The following is a 4018-nucleotide window of genomic DNA, read 5'->3' as shown; positions in this document are numbered from 1 at the left end:
ATAACAATGCATCTGGCTTATTTGCTGATGACCATTTACATTGAGAGTAAAGATAGATTACTTGTTCACGGGGCAATTCTGCCCCTTCTCGATATTCAACTTCTTCGAAAAGCATTGCTACTGATACAAAACCACTCATTTAGAGAACTATGACACAAATGAATCAACTCTGTAGAACCAGCCCTTTCAAGGTGTTGTGTTTTGTACAGATTTGCTATTTGGTTGAAAGATAAAGAAATCTCAAAATGAAATAAAAGAATGCTACTAGGTCAAGTATTTGAGCGCTTTATTCAAGAAAGCCCAGTTTCTGTAATGATACGTGGACTTCTGGAGAAAGCCCTTTGTCCTATGCGCTTAATCTTCTCCCTCATTCTATCTACAACTGTAGTGTATCACTACCATAAGCAAGCCCAAGCTCCTTAAACTCTATCTACAACTGTAGTGCATCTGAATCAGGAAATAACTCAGTATTAAGCCAAAAATACTATCTTTTAGCTTTTGAGCTAAATTAAGTTGACAATACTAGGAGACAAAATCCCAGAACTTTTCCAGTCGACCACCAGAACAATGCTGAATTGTCAAATTTTGATTTATATAGAATGATAGGAAATAATTCAAAGAAAATTAATTTTATAATTTCATGAACGTTCTAAATCAGCTGAAAAAGTTATGGAAAACTGCTGAAGTGGTATCAGTTGTTTTTGAAGCTAGCACGGACATTCAATCCTTAGACGCTCAGGCTTTTATACTTAAGTCTGTTCCGGTCGATCATGACCTGCCAGGGGGAAAGTCAGATGGTTTTACCGGGGTTGATTCAGATTCAATTAATTTGAGTAAAAATAATACTTTTGCTAACATATTTTTAGGTAATTATAGTGATATATCGACCTACCAAAAACTAGTAAGTAGTGGTTATAAAAGCGGCATTGTTCGTGATTTTTTAACATCAATTACGTTACTTGCTTTAGTCCTTGGAAATAATAGGTTCAGTTCGATCGACGCTTCAGGTAGCGTAGTTTTAGCACGACCAAATATTTTTAATGATAGTCTACTGATTGATTCTACTTCAATTTAAGGGAAATCGTAGACTAGATAATAACATTTTTGGGAGTGATATGGAAGCAGTGGTGAGGTAGAACCTTTAATAAAATGACAGCATTCTCATTCTAAATCTTGTTTTTCTACTTCTTCTCCAACAGCACGGTAGTAAGCCGCGCTCGCTGCTGATTGTTCAACGCTACACCCTGCGCGGCGAACAATCAGCAGCGAGCGATGTCCGGTCAATTTCTTGGCATGAGTCGGATCGACACCCATCAGCAACAACTCGGTGCTATAGGTGTGACGGAACGAGTGTGGGTGTAGCTGGGGAATTTCTGCTAATTCACCGATCTTTTCGATGGCAAAGTAGATGCCATGATAGCTCAATCGCTCACATGAACGAGTCGCGTGATGGGACCCAATCAAGGGGCGATCGCGCGTCAATTCTCTTCGGGCTGTTCGTTATTCCCTTCATCCTCACCGATTGCCCTTAAGTAAGCCTGAGCAGCAGCAAGTTTTAACGATCCCTGCGTATAGCGCCGGTAAACCTTATCCGTCTTAATCCCCATTAACTCCTTTCCATACAAAGGATCGACACCCGCTCGCGTGATGGTATTGCCAAAAGAATGCCGAAAATGGTGCGGTTTTAACTCCTCTATCGTCGCGGTTGCCGCCAATTTCTTCACCATTTTGTAGAGTCCGTTGTATCCCAGTCGCTCTCCGCAATGCTTGGGATCTTGGCACAGAAACATGGGGCGATCGCTTGTGGGAGTAAATATTCCCCCAACGGAGCGCCGCCACTCCAAATAAGCTTCTAAGTGCTGTCTTGCTTCTCGGCTCAAGGGAACTTCGCTGACGTTCTGCCCTTTGGAACGATGCACCAGCAATCTCTTGCCATTCCAGTGCTTGACATCCAAAGCTGATAATTCAGAAGCCCTTAACCCGTGAGAGAGAATCGCCACGATCGCCCGATCGCGAATGCCGGTCGGTCGCTGGCGATCGTCGAGGAAGTGCCAAATTTCAGCCATGTCATCCTTGTCAATGTCTAGAGCTTGTGGCTCCTCAACCCGTTCTTTACCAATCGCATCAGTCGGGAGAGGTTGGTTGACTGGATAACCGTTACTGCGCCGCAGCCACTGGTAAAACGAGCGCAAAGTGTCGAGCGCGTGGTTGATAGTGGTAGGCTTTAGCCCCTGTTGCTTCAGTTGGGTGCGGTACTTGCCAAGATCGCTAGCTGTTACGTCCAGCCAAGACTTGTTGCACCAGCAGGCAAATTTTTTCAGTTGCTGCCGATAAGAGCGCTGCGTATTCTCCGCCTTCCCCGTCTGCCGCAAGAATTCTTCTATCTGCCAATGGCGTAAGTCTGCAAGAGTGTCTTTCTGCTCTTGGCGCAACTGCTCCTGCTGTCGCCCGCCGTCAAGCGGAACGATAACGATAGGCAGAATCGGGTTGGAGTCGGACAGATCGCTCATACTAGGTAAAGATAACTTCACTTATCTTTCTGTAATTATTCTCAGAATATTATCTTACCCCTGCTCCAACTTGGTACATAATTAGTAGTAACAGAACTGGCAATTTGACGCTCTCCATTCCGCGCTCGCGATCACCCATGAGTCGTAAACCGCTACTCGATCCCAATCGCTCCTACACCTTCAGCAACTATTTCGACTTGAATGCCGACCCGTTCGACTTGGTTGTAGAATTCGGTTACTCGCTGATTCGTACTCAGCTGCAACTACCGCAATTTTCCGGTGACTTAAAGCAATTAGACTTTCTCAAACAGCGCCTTGACAGCATTCTTCCTTATGTAGATTTAACGAATGAAACAGCAAGAAGAGAAATTTTGATCGCGCCAATTGTTTCAGAACTAGTGCAAATTACTCATGCTCGACTCAGTATTGAGTATTCGCTTCAGGTCACCTCCCAACTACAAGGTACTTTGGACTATTACCTGAGAACGCAGACGCATTTGTTAGTGATTGAAGCTAAACAAGCGGATTTGACTCGTGGGTTTACTCAACTGGCAATGGAGATGATTGCTCTGGACCAGTGGACTGATTTGAATCAGCCAAATCTATTAGGCGCGATTACTACAGGCAACATTTGGCAGTTTGGGGTGTTGCACCGTAGTTCCAAACAGATCGAGCAGGTGCTAAATTTATATCGCGTGACCGAGGATATAGAGGCTGTAGTGCGAATTCTTTTAGCAGCATTGATTCCAGACGAGCGGACTACCCAAATCAGAAAATAAGTCTATGGGAAGAAATACGAACCTGAAGTGCTGGGCGTGTAGCCTCCTCACACCAACAGAAGCTCGAAAACTTCACGATGCTGCTTGTGGTGGCGATGGCTGTTGGGTTGGAGATTCATGCCATAGTAAGCGCTCGTATTACCGTAAGGGCAGACAGCGACCGATTCAACGCCGTCCGATGATTGACGAAGTGGTAGTATCCGTTCCAGAAATTCCATACGTGGTGCTGCATACCTACCTGGACAAACCCCGTCAGCCGAATGATGCAGTCGTCATTCATGCTATTTGTGCCGAACTCTGGCTGGGGAATGTTCCCAAGGCAATGACTCGACCAGAACATACTTTTGGATATCCGCCTCGCTTGGTCAAAGAGTATGCTCTTCAGTTGCTGGAGGCGCTTTATTTGAAATACGGTCATGGGAGGCGAACGGGATTTGAACGCTTTGCCCGTGAGGAGCAGCACTCAATTGCTCAATGCCCCGTGCGTCCCTGCTCCTACCATGCTGCTCATCTTAACCCCTACCAATTCTCACCCAACAGATGATGGCAATCGAGCAATTGAATCTTCTTATGTGTCAACTACAAGCTGCCAGGCTCACCCCTGAAACTCTCGATTTAAGCGCGTTGTTGGATCGGGTTGACACCTGCATCACCCAACTACCCCAGTCAATCCAATTGCAAGTCGCTGGGTCAGCGATGCTTCAAGTGGCACAACTACTTGCATTACGA

At 45.3% G+C, this 4018-nt stretch carries 5 protein-coding genes; 3 read left to right on the top strand and 2 right to left on the bottom strand.

The annotated features are described in order from the left end of the window. Positions 1-640: 640 nt before the first annotated feature. Entirely contained in the window at positions 641-1075 is a 435-nt protein-coding gene (locus DSM107010_RS27085; RefSeq protein ID WP_106170622.1) for a hypothetical protein, read from the top strand. An 86-nt stretch (positions 1076-1161) separates the two neighbouring features. Here the strand turns inward: DSM107010_RS27085 and DSM107010_RS27080 are convergent, their stop codons facing one another. Further along, positions 1162-1464: a tyrosine-type recombinase/integrase gene (locus DSM107010_RS27080; RefSeq protein WP_206751841.1), complete on the bottom strand. Its 303-nt coding sequence runs from the start codon at positions 1462-1464 to the stop codon at positions 1162-1164. A 14-nt stretch (positions 1465-1478) separates the two neighbouring features. After that, positions 1479-2531 carry a tyrosine-type recombinase/integrase gene (locus tag DSM107010_RS27075; RefSeq protein WP_199755777.1) on the bottom strand — a complete coding sequence of 351 codons (1053 nt, stop codon included), beginning with the start codon at positions 2529-2531 and terminating at the stop codon, positions 1479-1481. Between the two features lie 116 nt (positions 2532-2647). Here DSM107010_RS27075 and DSM107010_RS27070 point away from each other — a divergent pair, with 116 nt between their 5' ends. After that, complete coding sequence (locus tag DSM107010_RS27070) at positions 2648-3289, top strand: hypothetical protein (protein ID WP_127024338.1); 642 nt, start codon at positions 2648-2650, stop codon at positions 3287-3289. A gap of 4 nt (positions 3290-3293) precedes the next feature. Further along, on the top strand, positions 3294-3833 hold the full coding sequence (locus DSM107010_RS27065) for a hypothetical protein (protein WP_127024335.1): 540 nt from the start codon (positions 3294-3296) through the stop codon (positions 3831-3833). Positions 3834-4018 lie beyond the last annotated feature (185 nt).

Origin of the sequence: Chroococcidiopsis cubana SAG 39.79, assembly GCF_003991895.1 — a bacterium.
Classification (GTDB): domain Bacteria; phylum Cyanobacteriota; class Cyanobacteriia; order Cyanobacteriales; family Chroococcidiopsidaceae; genus Chroococcidiopsis; species Chroococcidiopsis thermalis.
Note: the sequence above shows the minus strand (reverse complement) of the source record. Positions and strands in the feature narration are given on the sequence as shown.